Annotated in this window: 17 protein-coding genes; 3 read left to right on the forward strand and 14 right to left on the reverse strand. The window is 70.4% G+C overall.

The genetic code is table 11. From position 1 onward, the window contains the following. Nucleotides 1-33 precede the first annotated feature (33 nt). From OHT01_RS12120 to OHT01_RS12135, 4 genes are all read right to left on the reverse strand, one after another. The gene (locus tag OHT01_RS12120) at nt 34-1,092 is read right to left on the reverse strand and encodes a thiamine ABC transporter substrate-binding protein (protein ID WP_328558094.1); all 1,059 of its coding nucleotides are present in this window, start codon (nt 1,090-1,092) and stop codon (nt 34-36) included. A 259-nt stretch (nt 1,093-1,351) separates the two neighbouring features. Further along, on the reverse strand, nt 1,352-2,458 hold the full coding sequence (gene rlmN / locus OHT01_RS12125) for a 23S rRNA (adenine(2503)-C(2))-methyltransferase RlmN (RefSeq protein WP_328553155.1): 1,107 nt from the start codon (nt 2,456-2,458) through the stop codon (nt 1,352-1,354). Nucleotides 2,459-3,223: 765 nt separating this feature from the next. Further along, nucleotides 3,224-3,697, reverse strand: coding sequence for a carboxymuconolactone decarboxylase family protein (locus tag OHT01_RS12130; RefSeq protein ID WP_328553156.1), 474 nt, complete (start codon nt 3,695-3,697; stop codon nt 3,224-3,226). Nucleotides 3,698-3,961: 264 nt separating this feature from the next. Further along, nucleotides 3,962-4,300: a DUF6191 domain-containing protein gene (locus OHT01_RS12135; RefSeq protein ID WP_328553157.1), complete on the reverse strand. Its 339-nt coding sequence runs from the start codon at nt 4,298-4,300 to the stop codon at nt 3,962-3,964. Nucleotides 4,301-4,459: 159 nt separating this feature from the next. On the opposite strand from OHT01_RS12135, the gene OHT01_RS12140 reads away from it, so the two are divergent. Together OHT01_RS12140 and OHT01_RS12145 are read left to right on the forward strand one after the other, a co-directional pair. Continuing rightward, the gene (locus OHT01_RS12140; RefSeq protein WP_328553158.1) at nt 4,460-4,804 is read left to right on the forward strand and encodes a DUF6233 domain-containing protein; all 345 of its coding nucleotides are present in this window, start codon (nt 4,460-4,462) and stop codon (nt 4,802-4,804) included. Next, nucleotides 4,801-5,079 carry a hypothetical protein gene (locus tag OHT01_RS12145; protein WP_328553159.1) on the forward strand — a complete coding sequence of 93 codons (279 nt, stop codon included), beginning with the start codon at nt 4,801-4,803 and terminating at the stop codon, nt 5,077-5,079. The genes OHT01_RS12140 and OHT01_RS12145 overlap by 4 nt, the downstream gene beginning before the upstream one ends. 91 nt (nt 5,080-5,170) lie before the next feature. Here the strand turns inward: OHT01_RS12145 and OHT01_RS12150 are convergent, their stop codons facing one another. From OHT01_RS12150 to rpsB, 5 genes are all read right to left on the reverse strand, one after another. Further along, complete coding sequence (locus OHT01_RS12150) at nt 5,171-6,310, reverse strand: phosphatidate cytidylyltransferase (protein ID WP_328553160.1); 1,140 nt, start codon at nt 6,308-6,310, stop codon at nt 5,171-5,173. Continuing rightward, on the reverse strand, nt 6,310-6,867 hold the full coding sequence (frr, locus tag OHT01_RS12155; protein WP_328553161.1) for a ribosome recycling factor: 558 nt from the start codon (nt 6,865-6,867) through the stop codon (nt 6,310-6,312). The genes OHT01_RS12150 and frr overlap by 1 nt, the downstream gene beginning before the upstream one ends. 174 nt (nt 6,868-7,041) lie before the next feature. Beyond that, the gene (gene pyrH, locus OHT01_RS12160) at nt 7,042-7,812 is read right to left on the reverse strand and encodes a UMP kinase (RefSeq protein ID WP_328553162.1); all 771 of its coding nucleotides are present in this window, start codon (nt 7,810-7,812) and stop codon (nt 7,042-7,044) included. Between the two features lie 183 nt (nt 7,813-7,995). Continuing rightward, nucleotides 7,996-8,832 carry a translation elongation factor Ts gene (gene tsf, locus OHT01_RS12165; protein ID WP_328553163.1) on the reverse strand — a complete coding sequence of 279 codons (837 nt, stop codon included), beginning with the start codon at nt 8,830-8,832 and terminating at the stop codon, nt 7,996-7,998. A gap of 96 nt (nt 8,833-8,928) precedes the next feature. Further along, a complete protein-coding gene (gene rpsB, locus OHT01_RS12170) occupies nt 8,929-9,873 on the reverse strand; it encodes a 30S ribosomal protein S2 (RefSeq protein ID WP_328447629.1) in 945 nt (314 codons plus the stop codon). Nucleotides 9,874-10,142: 269 nt separating this feature from the next. On the opposite strand from rpsB, the gene OHT01_RS12175 reads away from it, so the two are divergent. Further along, nucleotides 10,143-10,787: a murein hydrolase activator EnvC family protein gene (locus OHT01_RS12175; protein ID WP_328553164.1), complete on the forward strand. Its 645-nt coding sequence runs from the start codon at nt 10,143-10,145 to the stop codon at nt 10,785-10,787. Between the two features lie 466 nt (nt 10,788-11,253). Here OHT01_RS12175 and OHT01_RS12180 read toward each other — a convergent pair whose 3' ends face one another. From OHT01_RS12180 to OHT01_RS12200, 5 genes are all read right to left on the reverse strand, one after another. After that, nucleotides 11,254-11,811 carry a TetR/AcrR family transcriptional regulator gene (locus tag OHT01_RS12180; RefSeq protein ID WP_328558095.1) on the reverse strand — a complete coding sequence of 186 codons (558 nt, stop codon included), beginning with the start codon at nt 11,809-11,811 and terminating at the stop codon, nt 11,254-11,256. A 155-nt stretch (nt 11,812-11,966) separates the two neighbouring features. Then, nucleotides 11,967-12,809 (reverse strand): RNA polymerase sigma factor WhiG, encoded by an 843-nt coding sequence (gene whiG / locus OHT01_RS12185; protein WP_328553165.1) that lies wholly within the window; start codon nt 12,807-12,809, stop codon nt 11,967-11,969. 272 nt (nt 12,810-13,081) lie between these two features. Then, nucleotides 13,082-14,227 carry a DNA-processing protein DprA gene (gene dprA / locus OHT01_RS12190; protein WP_328553166.1) on the reverse strand — a complete coding sequence of 382 codons (1,146 nt, stop codon included), beginning with the start codon at nt 14,225-14,227 and terminating at the stop codon, nt 13,082-13,084. Then, entirely contained in the window at nt 14,224-15,849 is a 1,626-nt protein-coding gene (locus tag OHT01_RS12195) for a YifB family Mg chelatase-like AAA ATPase (protein WP_328553167.1), read from the reverse strand. Before OHT01_RS12195 ends, dprA begins: the two co-directional genes overlap by 4 nt. Next, nucleotides 15,849-16,229, reverse strand: a complete 381-nt coding sequence (locus OHT01_RS12200) for a YraN family protein (RefSeq protein WP_328553168.1) — start codon at nt 16,227-16,229, stop codon at nt 15,849-15,851. The genes OHT01_RS12195 and OHT01_RS12200 overlap by 1 nt, the downstream gene beginning before the upstream one ends. Nucleotides 16,230-16,340: the final 111 nt, after the last annotated feature.

The following is a 16,340-nucleotide window of genomic DNA, read 5'->3' on the forward strand; positions in this document are numbered from 1 at the left end:
CGTCGGCTCCCCCGGCCTCGCTGGCCCTGTCGGCTACTTCAGTACGAGTGAGGTCCACGACTTGACCCACTGGTCGCGGTCGGCGGCGATCTTCGCGGGCGCCAGGGTCTCGGGATCCTTGGCCTGCGGACCGAACCGCGCGAACTCCGCGGGCACCTGAGCGCCCTCACGGACCGGGTAGACGAACATGTTGAGCGGCATGTCGTCCTGGAACTCCTTGGTGAGCAGGAAGTCCAGGAACGCCTTGCCGCCCTTGGCGTTCTTGGCGTGGCTGAGCAGACCCGCGTACTCGACCTGCCGGAAGCAGGTGCCGGCCGCGACCCCGGTCGGGGCGGTGGCGGGCTTCGGCTTGGCGTAGATGACCTCGGCGGGCGGCGAGGAGGCGTACGAGACGACGAGCGGCCGGTCGGCGTTGGCCTTCTTGCCGCCCGCGGACCCGGAGAACTCGTCGTTGTACGCCTGCTCCCAGCCGTCCACGACCTTCACACCGTTGGCCTTGAGCTTCTTCCAGTAGTCCTGCCAGTTGTCGTCGCCGTAGTGGGCGGCGGACCCGAGCAGGAAACCGAGGCCGGGCGAGGACGTGGCGGCGTTCTCGGTGACGAGGAGGTTCTTGTACGCGGGCTTGACCAGGTCGTCGAAGGACTGCGGCGGCGCCAGCTTGTGCTCGCTGAAGTAGGCCTTGTCGTAGTTGACGCAGATGTCGCCCGTGTCGATGGGCGTGACCCGGTGCTTGTCCTGGTCGGTCCGGTACCGGGGAAGGACCAGGTCCGCGCCCTTGGCCGTGTACGGCTGGAACAGCCCGTTGTCGAGCGCGCGGGAGAGCAGGGTGTTGTCGACGCCGAAGAAGACGTCGCCCTGCGGGTTGTCCTTGGTCAGGATGGCCTTGTTGACGGCCTGCCCGGCGTCGCCGTCCTTGAGGACGCGGACCTTGTAGCCGGACTGCTTCTCGAAGTCCTTCAGCACGCTCTTCGACACGAGCCACGAGTTGTGGCTGACGAGCGTGATGGTCTTCGGATCGCCCGAGCCGGCGGCGCCGGACGAGCCGCACGCGGACAGCACGGGCAGCGCGACGAGACCGAGCCCGACGGCCATGACCGCGAACCGCCTGCTGCTGGTGGTGGTGCTCACTGGATTCCTCCTGGGTGACCAGGAAGAGACGCGGCCCCGCCCGGGACCTCTGACGGTTCCCGGGCAGGGCGCAACAGCTTGAGTAAGGACCGAACTTCCTACCCAGAATGACCTGGGCAAGGTTCAGAGGGTCTGCGGTCTGTCCCGCACTCTCAGCGCTGTGGCGCTCCCCTGTCGGAATATGAAGATGTCGGAATATGAAGGTGTACTGACCCGGCTCAGACTACCGCTCGGTCGCGGCGAGCTGACCACACGCTCCGTCGATCTCCTGGCCACGGGTGTCCCGGACGGTCACCGGCACGCCGTGGGCCGCGATGGCGTCGACGAACGCCTTCTCGTCCTCGGGCCGCGAGGCGGTCCACTTCGAACCCGGGGTCGGGTTCAGCGGGATGAGGTTGACGTGCACGGGCTTGCCCTTGAGCATCCGCCCGAGCCGGTCACCACGCCACGCCTGGTCGTTGATGTCACGGATCAGGGCGTACTCGATGGACAGGCGCCGACCGGACTTGGCCGCGTACTCCCATCCGGCGTCGAGCACCTCGCGCACCTTCCACCGCGTGTTCACGGGGACGAGGGTGTCGCGCAGCTCGTCGTCAGGGGCGTGCAGGGAGATCGCGAGCCGGCACTTGAAGCCCTCGTCGGAGAACCGGTTGATGGCGGGGACCAGCCCGACCGTCGACACGGTGATACCGCGCTGCGAGAGCCCGAGCCCGTCCGGCTCGGGGTCGGTGAGGGCCCGGATCGCCCCGACCACCCGCTTGTAGTTGGCGAGCGGCTCGCCCATCCCCATGAAGACGATGTTGCTCAGCCGCGCCGGACCACCGGGGATCTCACCGTCACGGAGCGCCCGCATACCGTCGACGATCTGGTGCACGATCTCGCCGGTCGACAGGTTGCGGTCGAGGCCGGCCTGTCCGGTGGCGCAGAACGGGCAGTTCATCCCACAGCCGGCCTGCGAGCTGATGCACATGGTCACCCGGTCCGGGTAGCGCATCAGCACGGACTCGACGAGCGTGCCGTCGAAGAGCCGCCACAGGGTCTTGCGGGTGGTGTCCTGGTCGGTCGACAGATGCCGTACGACCGTCATCAGCTCGGGAAGCAGCGCCTCCTGGAGCTTGCCGCGCGAGGCGGCCGGGATGTCCGTCCACTCGGCGGGGTCGTGCGCGTACCGGGCGAAGTAGTGCTGCGAGAGCTGCTTGGCGCGAAACGGCTTCTCGCCGATCGCGGCAACCGCCTCCTTGCGCTCGGCGGGCGTGAGATCGGCAAGGTGCCGCGGCGGCTTCTTGGCTCCGCGCGGCGCTACAAAGGTGAGTTCTCCGGGCTTCGGCATAACCCTTCCAGTGTCGCAGATCAATACCACCGGCCCGGGCCACAGCGGGGTGGGGGCGGTCACCCGCGGGTGCCGTCCGTCCGGAAGCAGCCTGGGTGGGCTTCCGGCCCTGAGCCGCCGCACCTCCCACCCGCCGCGACGGTCCGCGGCCGTGCGCGGCTGTCCGTTGCCCTGCGATGTGCGGGCCTCAGGTATGTCTGCCCCGATACCTGCGGGTGTCCGGCGAAGGCCCGGGTGCTTCCGGCGCCGGCGCGAGCCGTCCCACCTGGCCTCTGACGACACACACCATCACGTATCCGGTCTGCAGAAGACGGACGAAGCAGCCGACGCTCAACCACCAATAGTAGACCGAAAGCAGATGGGCGGAGATTGCATGATGCGTGAAAAGAGCGGCAAAAAAGGCGGAACTGCAAAAATTGAGCACCAGCAGTGGCCAGCCGGAGTCCGTTTTGGCTCTATTGAATTTCTGCCAGGCCGTTCGCGGCATTTTCGTGGGATGCGGGCTGAGGCGGCGTTTGAGTTCACCCATGGAAGATCGCTGTGTCATGAGGATCATGGAACAGTCGAAGACAGCGCCCGGGCAAGCCCATGGGAGCGGCCGATCGCGCCTCGATGCCCGAGTCGAGACAGCGATGCGTCGTGGGCCTCCCGGGGCCGTTCCCGGGCCGTCGCGGGACGGCCCGGGAACGCCTGGGAATACGCGGGAATTCGCGTGAATTGCGGGAATTCGCGTTCGGGCCGGGGAACGGGCCCGGATGTCCCGGCCTAGGCGAACTGGCCGGGCTGATACGCGCCGGCCGGCTGCTGGACGATGACGTTGCCGCGGTTGAAGGCGTTGATGATGGAGATGCAGCACACCAGGGCGGCGAGCTGCTCCTCGTCGTAGTACTTGGCGGCGTTCGCCCAGCACTCGTCCGTGACACCGCCGGACGCGTCGGCGATCCGCGTGCCCTGCTCCGTCAGCTCCAGGGCGGCGCGCTCGGCGTCGGTGAACACCGTCGCCTCGCGCCAGGCCGCGACCAGGTTGAGGCGCACCGAGGTCTCCCCCGCGGCGGTGGCGTCCTTGGTGTGCATGTCCGTGCAGAAACCGCAGCCGTTGATCTGGCTGGCGCGCAGCTTCACCAGCTCCTGCGTGGCGGCGGGCAGGGTGGAGTCCTCCAGCGCCCTGCCCGCGGCGACGATGTGCTTCGTGAACTTGGCCGCGACCGGGCTGGCGAAGAGGTTCAACCGAGCTTCCATGGTGGGCTCCTGTGTCGTCGTTCGTGGTTACACCTCTTCGACGGAACAGCTCGGCGGGGTGTGACATGAACGAACGTGACCTGCGTCTCCCCCTCGCGGAACGGCGGTGACCGCCGTCCTCGCGCTTCGGGGGCAGGGCGCCGACGGGCATGGAGGGACGGGACACGCAGGGGCACCGACGGGCGCCGGCGGGCACGGGTGTCCCGTGACGGCGAACCCCTGGACCCGCGCCATGGGCGCAGGACGGAACTCCGAGCGGGCCCGCTACCGGCCCGGGCGAGGCTTCCGACCCGGGCGGGACATCCGGACGACCGCGGTTCCTCCGTCCAGGTCCACCGTCGTCCTGTTCGGCGGAGCCCCGTCGTCCTCGTTGTCCGGCAGGACCAGCGCCGACTGCCGCTCCTTCAGCTCATGCTGCTTGCCCGGCGAAAGGCTCGCGTGGAGCTGCTCGAACCCTGTCGCCGATATCTGGCTCTGCCGTGCGCCGTTCCGCCACGGCAGGGCCCCCGCCCGTCCCGCGCGCAACAGGAGCTGGTCGACGAAGGCCAGCAGGGTCAGCGCGACGACCAGCCCGGGCAAGGTCATGAAGAAGACGAATTCCACCGGGCCATTGTCGAGGCCAGGACGTACCGGCGCCCAGCCCTCGACGGCACGGGATCGGGGTCCGCCGCCGCAGAAACCGGGCATCGACGTGACGGCGACCTGACAGCGACCCGGGCGGGATGCTGCCGCGAACTCGCACCAAGCCCTAGAATCGAATACGTGTACGAAAAAGTGTCCCGCCTGGAGCACCTGCGCAGCGTCCGCGCCTGGCTGCTCTGGCAACTGCGCCGCACCGACGACACCATCGCCGAGCTGGAACGGCGGGAGGCCGCCGCCACCCGCGCGGCCCGCACGTCACCCCCGCCGCCCCGCGGCTGGAAGCTGGCGCTGCGCCGCACGGGCGGCACCAAGGCCACCCCCGACGCCGTCCACACGGGCGACTGCGGCATGGCGGGGAAGAACACGAAGCCGCTCGCCCGCGAGCAGGCTCTCCGGGCGATCACCGAAGACGGCGTCACGGCATGCCCGTACTGCCGCCCCGACACGGATCTGGGTGTCCTGTGAACCACGAACAAGCGCAGCCGAACCACGAGCGGACACAGTCCGGCGACACGGACACGGCGCCCATCGCGGTCGGCCGCCCGGCCGGGACCGGCGGCCGCCGCGTGACGATCCGCGGCCGGAACGCCGGTATCGCGCACAGCGACGCCGACCTGGTCGAGTTCCTGCGGCGGGCGGGCCTTCCGGACGCGTGGGAGTTCCTCGACGATCCGCACTGGGTGCACTGGCAGGACGGACGGCCCCACCAGTACGACACCACCCCTCCCGGTTCACGGTGATCACGGTGCGGTGATCAGGTGACCGGAAGGGGTGGTGTCGTATACGTGCACGTCGAAAGCCCGTACGTCGTAGATGTGTGCGAAGAAACGATCAGCCGGATCCGACGAAGAGCACGAGCAGCAACCAGACGACCGGAGCCGTCGGCAGCAGGGAGTCCAGGCGGTCCATGATGCCGCCGTGGCCCGGCAGCAGGGTGCCCATGTCCTTGATGCCGAGGTCCCGCTTGATCATGGACTCGCCGAGGTCACCGAGCGTGGCGCTGGCCGCGACCGCGAGGCCGAGGATCAGACCCTGCCACCAGGTGCCGTCGTCGATCAGGAACTCCATGCACAGCGCACCCGCCACCATCGCGAAGCTGACCGCTCCGAACAGTCCCTCGCGGGTCTTTCCGGGGCTGATCCGCGGCGCCAGCTTGTGCTTGCCGAAGCGCCAGCCGACGGCGTACGCGCCCGTGTCGCTGACGACCGTCAGAAGCAGGAAGGTCAGCACACGGCGCGGACCGTCGTCGGCCGTGAGCATCATGGCCACGAAGGTCGCCAGGAACGGCACGTAGAAGGCCGCGAAGACCCCCGCCGTGACGTCCTTGAGGTAGCCCTCGGGCGGTTCCGTCATGCGCCAGACCAGGACGGCCAGCGCGGTGAGCGCCATGGCCACCCAGGCGCCCTCGGCGCCGCGCACGTAGCCGGAGACGACCATGGCGGCCCCGCCGAGCGCGAGCGGCACGAGAGGCGCCTTGATGCCCTTGCGCTCCTCCAGCCGTGAGGTGAGCTCCCAGAGCCCCACCACCACGGCGACCGCTATCACGCCGACGAAGACGGCCTTGACGACGAACAACGACGCGACGATCACCGCGCCCAGCCCGACGCCCACTCCTATGGCCGCGCCGAGGTCGCGTCCCGCACTCTTCTTCTGAGGTGCGGGGGCGGGCTCGGGGGCGGCGCTGGGCATGGGCTCCTGCGGGATCTGCGGGTTGTGCGACGGATCCCCGTAGGGCGCCGCCGGCGGCGGGTCGTTGCGGACGGAGGGGCCGCTCGGCCGAGCGGCCCCCTTGTCGTCATCCTGGTCTCCGCCATGTGCGGGTACGTCGGGCACGGTGGGCATGGGCCGAGTGTGCTGCGCGTCATGCGCATCGTACGTGGGACCCGCCGGGGCTGCCCCCTGGACAGGCCCCTGCTCGGACGGCCCCCAGTACCCGGCTTGTGGCGGCGCCCCCCAGGAAGAGTCGTTCATCAGACCTCGAGCAGCTCCGCCTCTTTGTGCTTCAGGAGCTCGTCCACCTGGGCGACGTACTTCGCCGTGGTGTCGTCGAGCTCCTTCTCCGCGCGACGGACCTCGTCCTCGCCGGACTCCTTGTCCTTGACCATCTTGTCGAGGGCGTCCTTGGCCTTGCGGCGCACGGCGCGGATCGAGACCTTGGCGTCCTCGCCCTTGGTCCGAGCGACCTTGATGTAGTCCTTGCGACGCTCTTCCGTCAGCTCGGGGAAGGTCACCCGGATGATGTTGCCGTCGTTGCTGGGGTTGACGCCCAGGTCGGAGTCGCGGATCGCCTGCTCGATGTTGCGCAGCGCGCTCTTGTCGAACGGGGTCACCACGGCCATGCGCGGCTCCGGAACGGAGAACGAGGCCAGCTGGTTGATCGGCGTCAGCGCGCCGTAGTAGTCGGCCACGATCTTGTTGAACATCGCCGGGTGCGCACGGCCGGTGCGGATCGCGGCGAAGTCCTCCTTGGCGACCACGACGGCCTTCTCCATCTTCTCCTCGGCCTCGAGGAGGGTCTCTTCGATCACCACTTGCTCCTGCGTGTCTTGAGTAGGCCCGGCAGCTGTCTCCTCGTCGGGGGCAGGCGGCCGGCTGCGTCGCGTCTTATTCCTGCACGGTTCCGGACCGGCAGGACATTGTCCATCCCCCGGTCGGGGTCCGTCCTGGACCGGGACGTGCACCCCGGTCCGGAGCGTTTCCCGTCAGGACCGGCCGCTCTGGTCGCCCACGAGTGTGCCGATCTTCTCACCCTTGACGGCCCGCGCGATATTGCCCTCCGCCAGGAGCTCGAAGACCAGGATCGGAAGCTTGTTGTCCCGGCACAGCGTGATGGCGGTCATGTCGGCGACCTTGAGGTCCCGGGTGATGACCTCGCCGTAGCTGAGCGAGTCGAACTTGACCGCTTCCGGGTTGGTCTTCGGGTCGGAGTCGTAGACACCGTCCACGCCGTTCTTGCCCATGAGCAGCGCCTCGGCGTCGATCTCCAGGGCCCGCTGGGCGGCGGTGGTGTCGGTGGAGAAGTACGGCATGCCCATACCGGCGCCGAAGATGACCACACGGCCCTTCTCCAGGTGCCGTACGCCGCGCAGCGGGATGTACGGCTCCGCGACCTGGCCCATGGTGATGGCGGTCTGGACGCGGCTGTCGATGCCCTCCTTCTCCAGGAAGTCCTGGAGGGCGAGGCAGTTCATGACCGTGCCGAGCATGCCCATGTAGTCGGAGCGCGCCCGGTCCATGCCGCGCTGCTGGAGTTCGGCCCCGCGGAAGAAGTTGCCGCCGCCGATGACGACAGCGATCTGGGCACCGTCGCGCACGACGGCCGCGATCTCGCGGGCGATCTTGTGCACCACGTCGGGGTCGACGCCCAGTCCGCCGCCACCGGCGAACGCCTCGCCGGAAAGCTTCAGCAGAAAGCGTCCCGCGCCTTTGCCGTCGTCGCTCTTCTCGCCCTTGTCGGCCTGGGTGGTGGTCATGGAGATCTCCTCATGGTGCACATACGAAGAAGGCCATTGCCGGTGGGGTGTTGTTCGCATCCCATGCTCGGCAATGGCCTCCTCGTCAGATCTGCTGTCGTCCGGCACACACGCGTGGGTGCCGGCGCACGCGGACGACTGCTGTCGACCCTATAGGGGTCGCCCGTCGATCGCGGTACGGACTCAGATGCCGACCTTGATGCGCGAGAAGCGCTTCAGGGTGACACCGGCCTCGTCCAGAACCTTCTGGACGGACTTCTTGTTGTCGAGCGCGTACGGCTGACCGAGGAGGGTGGCCTCCTTGAAGAAGCCGTTGACGCGACCCTCGACGATCTTCGGGAGGGCGGCCTCGGGCTTGCCCTCGGCGCGGGTGGTCTCCTCGGCGACGCGACGCTCGGTCTCGACGACCTCGGCCGGAACGTCCTCCTTGGAGAGGTACTTCGGCGCGAAGGCGGCGATGTGCTGCGCGATGCCCTTGGCGAGGTCGGCGTCGGCCTTGTCCAGCTCGACCAGAACACCGATCTGCGGGGGCAGGTCGGGCATGGTGCGGTGCATGTACGAGGCCACGAAGGCGCCGGAGAACTGGGCGAAGCGGTCCAGGACGATCTTCTCGCCCAGGTTCGCGTTGGCCTCGTCGACGAACGCCTGAACCGTCTTGCCGGGCTCGATCTCGGAGCCGAGGAGCGCCTCGACGTCCGCCGGCGACGTCTTGACGACGTGCTGGGCGATCTCGTTGGCGACGGCCTGGAACTTCTCGCCCTTGGCGACGAAGTCCGTCTCGCACTTCAGCTCGACCAGGACACCGGAGGTGTTGTCGTCAGCGATGATGGAGACCACGGCGCCGTTCTCGGCGGAGCGGCCCTCGCGCTTGGCGACGCCCTTCTGGCCCTTGATCCGCAGCGCCTCGACGGCCTTGTCGACGTTGCCGTCGGCCTCGTCCAGCGCCTTCTTGCAGTCCATCATGCCGGCGCCGGTGAGCTCACGGAGCTTCTTGACGTCGGCGGCGGTGTAGTTCGCCATGATTCCTGGAATCTCTCTCGAAGTCTGAAGATCTACGGGACGAACGGCGGGGGCTTTGTGGGCCCCCGCCGTTCACAAACCCGAAGGGGTGAGGGGTCAGGCCTGCTCGGCGTCCGCGGCGGGGGCCTCGGCGGCGGGCGCCTCGGCGGCAACCTCGGCCTCGGCGGCGGGGGCCTCGACGGCCTCAGCCTCAGCGGGAGCCTCGGCCTGCTCGGCGTCGGCGACCTTCTCCGTCTCGGCGGAGGTCTGGACCTCGGCGTCGTCGGCCTTCTTCTCGCCCTCGAGCAGGTCGCGCTCCCACGCGGCGAGCGGCTCGCCCGCGGCCTTGTCGCCCGCGGCCTTGCCGGCGCCCGAGCGGGAGATGAGGCCCTCGGCGACGGCGTCGGCGATCACGCGGGTGAGCAGGGTGACGGAGCGGATCGCGTCGTCGTTGCCCGGGATCTTGTAGTCGACCTCGTCGGGGTCACAGTTGGTGTCGAGGATGGCGACGACCGGGATGTTGAGCTTCCGGGCCTCACCGACCGCGATGTGCTCCTTCTTGGTGTCCACGATCCAGACGGCGCTGGGCACCTTCTGCATCTCGCGGATACCACCGAGGGTCTTCTCCAGCTTGGCCTTCTCGCGCGAGAGCACGAGAAGCTCCTTCTTGGTGAGACCCGAGGCCGCGACGTCCTCGAAGTCGATCTGCTCGAGCTCCTTGAGGCGCTGCAGACGCTTGTAGACGGTGGAGAAGTTGGTGAGCATGCCGCCCAGCCAGCGCTGGTTGACGTAGGGCATGCCGACGCGGGTGGCCTGCTCGGCGATGGCCTCCTGCGCCTGCTTCTTCGTGCCGACGAACATGACCGTGCCGCCGTGGGCGACGGTCTCCTTGACGAACTCGTAGGCGCGGTCGATGTACGACAGCGACTGGAGCAGGTCGATGATGTAGATGCCGTTGCGCTCCGTGAAGATGAAGCGCTTCATCTTCGGGTTCCAGCGACGGGTCTGGTGACCGAAGTGGACGCCGCTTTCCAGCAGCTCCCGCATCGTGACGACGGCCATGGCCGTTCTCCTCGGTTTTCTCGGTTGCCGCGTGTGCCGGACGGCACACACGCCTGACGCCCGCGATTGCGCCTTGCCACAAAGGACCGAGAGGCGCTGACACCGATCTGTGACGACCAGGTGTCGGGGCGTGCGAAGTCGACTCGGTGACCCGAATCGCCATCAGAAGTGTACGGGACCGGAGAGGGGGCAGGTGACGCCCCTGTCCACAACCGGCCGGTACTCCACAGATCCCGGCCATGATCCGCTCGATGCGGGACGGTTCAGGCATGCGAGTGAACCGATGTGCGCGTACGTGGCCGGGACTCCTCCTGGCCCTGACGGTGACCGTCCTCGGCGCCCCGACCCCGTTGGCCCGGGCCGAGGGGAGCGGCCCCGCCCCACCGGTCCCCGCTCCTGCGGCCCCCGCGCCGCCGACGACGGCCTCCCCTCCGGCGGCCGACCCCTCCGTCCCGGCGCTCGCCCGCGTCTGGCCGGTGGGCGTCCGGCCGTTCGTCGTACGGGGCTGGGAACCGCCGGCGACGGCCTACTCCCGGGGGCATCGTGGCGTCGACCTCGCGGCCGCCCCCGGCGATCCGGTGCGGGCCGTCGCACCCGGACGGGTGTCGTTCGCGGGCCGGGTGGCGGGCCGCGGGATCGTCTCGGTGGAGTTGTCGGGCACCGGGGCGCCGCCGCTGCGGACGACGTACGGTCCGGTCCGGGCGTCGGTGCGCGAGGGCGACGAGGTCCTCGCGGGCGAGGTCGTCGGCTCGCTGGAGGCATCGGACGCCCACTGCGGACCGACCGCCTGTCTGCACTGGGGCCTGCTCAGAGGCACGGCCTATCTGAACCCGCTGTCCCTGCTCCCTCCCTGGCTCCTGAACACGGGCCCGTCCCGCCTGCTCCCCCTCGACCCGGGCGACGCCCCGCCCTGACCGGCCGGAACCCTGCCGAGGCACTCCAGAGGCACGGCAGAGGTACGGGAGAGATAGCTGGAGAGGGTGAGGGAGACGGAGGTACGACGAGGGGTACCGCGGAGGGGCACCGCGGAGGGGCACCGCGGGGGGGCACCGCGGGGGGGCACCGCGGGGGCACGACGAAGGACGAGAGCGGCGGCGCCGCGGACCGTGGCTCAGGAGGCCGCGCCGCAGGCCGTGGGCCGTAGGTCAGGGGGTGCGCGCCATGGGCCGTGGGGCAGGGCCCGCGCCGCGTGTCGTGGGGCAGAGGCCCGCGCCGTGGGCCGCGGGCCGTGTGTCGTGGGGCAGGAGGGGCCCGCGCCGTGTACCGCAGGTCAGGGGCCCGCGCCATGGGCCGTGGGTCAGAGGCCCGCGCCATGGGCCGTGGGTCAGAGGCCCGCGCCATGGGCTGTGGGTCAGGGCCCCGCGGCGACGTCGGCGGGGCTCAGCCCCGGACGCCTCTCAGAGCCATCGCCACGGCCGCCTCGGTGATCGCGGACGGGTCCTCGGCGGCGCCGAGTTCGATGCGCCGGACGGCGGCGTCGACCACGCCCTGCAGGAGCATCGCGGCCAGCCGCGGCTCGGCGTGTCCCATCTCGGCGAGGGCCTCACCGATCATCGTGACCAGCCCGCCGTGCGCCGCCCGGATCTTCTCCCGGGCTCCCGCGTCGAGTTCGCTGGCGGAGATGGCGACCACGGCCCGGTGCCGCCGGTCCCCGACCAGGGCCAGCTGCCGGCGCACATACGCCTCCACCGTCCCCTCGGGGCCGTCCGCCGCGGCCATCGCGGCCGAGACCTCGGCCGCCCAGACGGGGAAGTCGGCCTCGCACAGCTCCTCGACGACGGCCGCCCTGGACCGGAAGTACTCGTACACGGAGGAACGCGCGAGGCCCGTGCGCTCGGCGAGGGCCGGAAAGGTCAGCGCCTCCGTCCCGCCCTCGGACAACAGGGACCGCGCCGCGTCCAGCAGGGCGGCTCGCTGCATCGACCGGTGCTCGGCCACGGAGGCCGCTCGAATCCTTGGCACGTAAACCACTGTACGGACGCACCACCGCGGACGGGAACCACTCCACCGAGCCGACACGTCGGCGTCCGTCGCGGCGGCCCCGATGCCGGCGTGTCGCCGCGGCACAGCGGGGCACCACGGCCCCGCCCGGTTCAGCGTCCGAAACTGGCCAGCTTGGCGCGCAGCTGGAGCACGGACTTGGTGTGGATCTGACTCACCCGGCTCTCGGTCACCCCGAGCACATTGCCGATCTCCGCGAGCGTGAGCCCTTCGTAGTAGTACAGCGTGACCACGGTCTTCTCCCGGTCGGGCAGGGTGTTGATCGCCCGCGCGAGCAGCCTCCGCAGCTCCCGGTCCTCGGCCACCTCGACGGGATTGTCGGCGGCGGTGTCCTCCAGCGTGTCCATCAGGCTCAGCCGGTCGCCGCCCTCGCCGCCGGCGTGCAGCAGCTCCTCCAGAGCGACCACATTGGCCAGCGACAACTGACTGAACACCGCGTGGAGTTCATCCACCCCGATGCCCATCTCGGCGGCCACCTCGCCCTCCGACGGAGTGCGCCGCAGTCGCGCCTCCAGCGTCGCGTAGGCGCGCTCCACATTGCGCGCCTTCTGCCGGACCGACCTCGGGATCCAGTCCAGTGCCCGCAGCTCGTCGATCATCGCGCCGCGGATGCGGGTGATCGCGTACGTCTCGAACTTGATCTCCCGTCCGATGTCGAACTTCTCGATCGCGTCGATCAGTCCGAACACCCCCGACGAGACGAAGTCCGCCTGTTCGACATTGGCCGGGAGCCCCACGCTGACCCGGCCCGCCACATACTTCACGAGGGGCGAGTAGTGCAGGATCAGCTGCTCCCGCAGCCGCTCGTCACCGGTCGACTTGTACGACCGCCACAGCTCGTCGAGCGTCGAGGGCGCGGGCGGGCGCACGCTGCCGCCGTCGCGGGCGGCTGGCGGAGTCGCCGTCCGGTCGGACCCGGAGGTGTGCTGGGGCATTCGTCGCCTTGTGCCGTTCTGCCGTGAACTGGGAAATACCTGCGTGTCCTGTCGGCCTCATGCCGAGATCGCGTGTCTGCTTCGGATTCTTGTGAGCGTAGCGTGACTGGGCTGTCGCAGTGCGCGAAGAGCGGGCTGTCACCCGCACGCGAAAACTTTCCCCGGGGCGTCCCCCGGAGTCACGACGGTCGCCCTGCGTGACCGTCGACGGCCGCCAACTGCAAGGATTCCCAGGCGTGTCGGCGTTCCCCCGGACGGCCGAACACGCTCGGTCAGCACCCCTCCCGGTCGCCGCGGACGGAGACCATCGCCTGGCGTGTCAACTTCCAGCCGTCGCCGTGTCGTTCGACGAATCCAAGTGCTCGGAGTTCGTACAGTCTCCCGACCGCGTCGTCCGTGCTGGTCGCCGCCCTGCGGGCGATCTCCTCGGCTCCCGCCGGATCCCGGGCCGGCAGAGCGGCCAGAACGCGTCCCGCACCCGGGTGGAGCAGGTCGCGCGGCAGGACGGGGCCACGGCGGTCCGGGGCGAGCTCACCCATGTCGCCCACCAGTTCGGCGACTTCCGCGGCGTCGGAGACCAGGACGGCCTCCCCGCGCAGCAGTTCGTGCACCCCCGCCGACAGTCCGCTGGTGACGGGTCCCGGCACACCTATCGTGAACCGCCCCAGACGCTGTGCCGCGCGGGCCGTCACGAGCGCTCCGCTGCGGTAGGCCGCCTCGACGACCACGGTGCCCCGGGTGAGCGCCGCGATGACCCGGTTCCGGAGGATGAATCTGCTCGGCGTGGGGTGCTCACCCGGCGGCAACTCCCCCACCACCAGGCCCTGTTCGGCGATCCTGGCGATCAATTGGGTGTGTCCGCGCGGGTAGGGCCGGTCGACGCCGCAGGCCAGCACGGCGACGGTGGCACCGCCCGCCCCGAGGGCGCCCCGGTGGGCGGCGCCGTCGATGCCGTAGGCACCTCCGGACACCACCACCCAGCCCCGCTCCGCCAGCCCGGCGCCGAGGGTGGCGGCCATGTGCGCGCCGTACTCGGTGCAGGCCCGGGCACCCACGACGGCGACGGACCGCAGGGCCCACAAGCGCAGACCGGGCCGCCCCCGTACCCACAGCCCGATGGGCCGGGCGTCCTCCAGGTCGTCGAGTTGCGCGGGCCACTCGGATTCACCGGGACAGACGAAGCGCACCCCGGTGTCGCGCGCGAGGGCCAGGTCCCGCTCCGGGTCCGCCCGCCCGGCCCTGGCCCTCAGCCCCGCCCACCGTCTGTCGGTCATGCCCCTCGGCTGCCCCAGGTCCCCGTGCAGCCACCGGACCGCCTCCGGGGCCCCCACCTCCCGGACCCAGCGGCCACAGACCTCGTCGCCCGGTTCGACGACGCGGGAAAGCGTCAGGCGGGCCCCGCGCTCGTCGTCCGTCATACCGGCGCGCCGATCGCCATCGGGACCCCGCGCGGGACCCCGGTACGCAGTTGCAGGGCCAGGGCGACGTCCCCGGCGTCGGGCCGGTCGTGACCCGACAGGTCCGCGACCGTCCACGCGACACGGAGCACCCGGTCCAGCCCACGGGCCGTCAGCAGCCCGCGCTCCAGGCCCCTCTCCGCCTCGTCCATCGCTCCCGCCCGCGCCTGCCAGCGACCGCGCAGCTCGCGTCCGGGCACCTCGCTGTTGGTGTGCCAGGGGGTTCCCGTCAGGCGGGCGGCGGTCCGCTCGCGGGCGGCGATCACCCGGTCCGCGACCGTCTTCGTCGACTCTCCCCGCGCGCCGCGCGCGGTGAGTTCGGCCCGGGTGACCGGCTCGACCTCCACCCGGAGGTCGACCCGGTCGAGCAGGGGTCCGGAGAGCCTCGCCTGGTAGCGGCGGATCGCGGAGGGCGGGCATTCGCAGAAGTCGTTCGTCGTGCTGAAGCGGCCGCAGGGACAGGGGTTGGCGGCCAGCACCATCAGGAACTTCGCGGGGAACCGCACGACACCGGCGCTGCGCGCGATCACCACGTGCCCCGCCTCCAGCGGCTGGCGCAGTGCGTCCAGCACGAAGCCGCTGAACTCGGGCGCCTCGTCGAGGAAGAGCACGCCGCGATGCGACAGGGACACGGCGCCGGGCCGTGCGAGTCCCTTGCCACCACCGACGAGCGACTGCATCGTCGCGGAATGGTGGGGTGCGCAGTACGGGGCGACGTCCACCATCGGTTTGCCGGGCGGCAGCAGGCCGGCGACGGAGTGGATCGCCGTCACCTCCAGGGATTCCTGCTGGGTGAGACGCGGCATGATCGACGGCATCCGCTCGGCCAGCATCGTCTTGCCGGCGCCCGGCGGCCCCTGGAGGAAGACGTGGTGACCGCCGGCCGCCGCCACCTCCATGGCGGTGCGGGCCGATGTCTGGCCGACGACGTCACCGAGGTCGTGATCCCGGTCGTGCTCGGGGACGGCGATGCCGCACAGGCCGGTGGCCTCGCCCGTACCGGGCACGCGCAGGCCCGCCAGCAGCGGGTCGGGCCGGCCCTGTTCGTCCGGGTCCTCCTCGGGCACCGGTTCGTCCGCCAGCACCGCGATCAGCTGGCGCAGACTGCGGACCCCGAGCACCGAGACGCCCGGCACCAGCGCGGCCTCGGCCACCGCGCACTCCGGCACCACCACCTGCTCGTATCCGGCGCTCGCCGCGGCGAGGACGGCCGGCAGGATGCCCCGGACCGGCCGCACCCTGCCGTCGAGTCCGAGCTCCCCGATCATCACGATGTCGGCGAGCACACGGGGATCGATCCGCTCGGCGGCGCCCAGCACGGCGCAGGCGACGGCGAGATCGAAACCCGAACCGCCCTTGGGGACGGAGGCCGGGCTCAGCCCCACCGTCAGCTTCTTCTGCGGCCAGGACGCTCCGGAATTGACCACCGCGGCCCGGACCCGGTCCCGGCTCTCCGTCAGGCTCTTGTCGGGGAGTCCCACCAGCGTGAAGGCCGCGATGCCCGGCTCCAGGTCCGCCTGTACCTCGACGACGACGCCCTCCACGCCCACCAGGGCGACCGAACACGTCCGCGCGAACCCCATCAGGCCACCCCCCGCGCGTGCTCGACCACGGGCGCGCCGCGTTCGGGGATCAGGACGCCGATCAGGTCGATGCGGAGGCCGCCGGGTGGGGCTCCGCCGTGTTCCTGGAGCCAGCGTTCGGCCAGGCCGCGCAGCCGTAGGGCCTTGGCCGGTGTGACGGCCGCCATCGGATGCTGGAACGCGCCCGCCCTGCGGGTCTTGACCTCGCAGACGACGAGCGCGTCCCCGTCCCGGGCCACGATGTCGATCTCGCCGGTCCTGCCGCAGCGCCAGTTGCGCGCCAGGACCGTCATACCGGCCCCGGTCAGCCGCCGTGCGGCCAGCTCCTCGCCGTAAGCGCCCAGTGCGTCGCGTGCGTTGCGTGCCTCGGATGTCTTCATGTCGGCACCACCTCCGGCACCAACACTGAGGCCGCGTCATCCAGTTGTTGGATCTTGGTGGACGAGCGGGTGACTGTGGAGAACTCCGTCACCCGCACGAGTCACCTCGAT

The sequence above is a fragment of the Streptomyces sp. NBC_00358 genome, assembly GCF_036099295.1.
Classification (GTDB): domain Bacteria; phylum Actinomycetota; class Actinomycetes; order Streptomycetales; family Streptomycetaceae; genus Streptomyces.